Below are 702 nucleotides of genomic sequence, written 5' to 3'. Positions count from 1 at the left end.
TCGGCCTGTTCAGCATTTTTGGAGGCTATAAAATGTATAAATATTACCTGCCATATGCGATTGAAGAAGCCGCAAATCAAAAAGGATAATCGACCTTCGATTATCCTTTTTGATTCATTTTTCACGATCTGTCCAGCAATTGGCACGTTAACATTGCCTTCCCGACAAGTTTACCTTGGTTAAACACCTCGACATCCACTTTTCCGAATTTACGCCCTACGTCAAGAACACGCGGGTGAATTTCAAGCGTACTGTCGATTTGGACTGGCTTGATGAAATAAATCGTCATATTCTCCACGACCAAGTCACCCCGCTTGTAGCTTCTCAGTGCCCGGTTCGCTGAATCCGTAACCAATGTCGTGAACACCCCGCTCGAAATCGTCCCAAGGTAATTGGTCATTTGCGGAGTGACGCCATAGTTATACACTTCCTCACCTTTCCCCCGGTTCGAAGTCATCACAAGCTGACTCGTAATCGTATCATCGATCGTCTCGCCAACCTGCGGTAAGTGATCCAATCCTTCATCTGGGCTGCCGAGCCACTTAAACATAAAATCCTTCAATGAAAATTGTTCGATCATCGATAAATGCTCTTTAAATATTAATTGATCCATCGTTATTTCTTTCAAATTATCCACTCCTCAATCGTATTTAAAGTGTATATGGAGAAACGCCTAACATCAAGAGCATTCCAATGACAAAC

Annotated in this window: 1 pseudogene; it reads right to left on the bottom strand. The window is 42.9% G+C overall.

The features are described from left to right. Window positions 1–121: 121 nt before the first annotated feature. Window positions 122–505, bottom strand: a pseudogene (locus CVN76_RS00210) (PaaI family thioesterase); the annotation flags it as partial. Window positions 506–702: the final 197 nt, after the last annotated feature.

Source organism: Bacillus sp. mrc49 (assembly GCF_002803435.1).
This window is presented reverse-complemented; position numbering and strand designations above follow the sequence as displayed.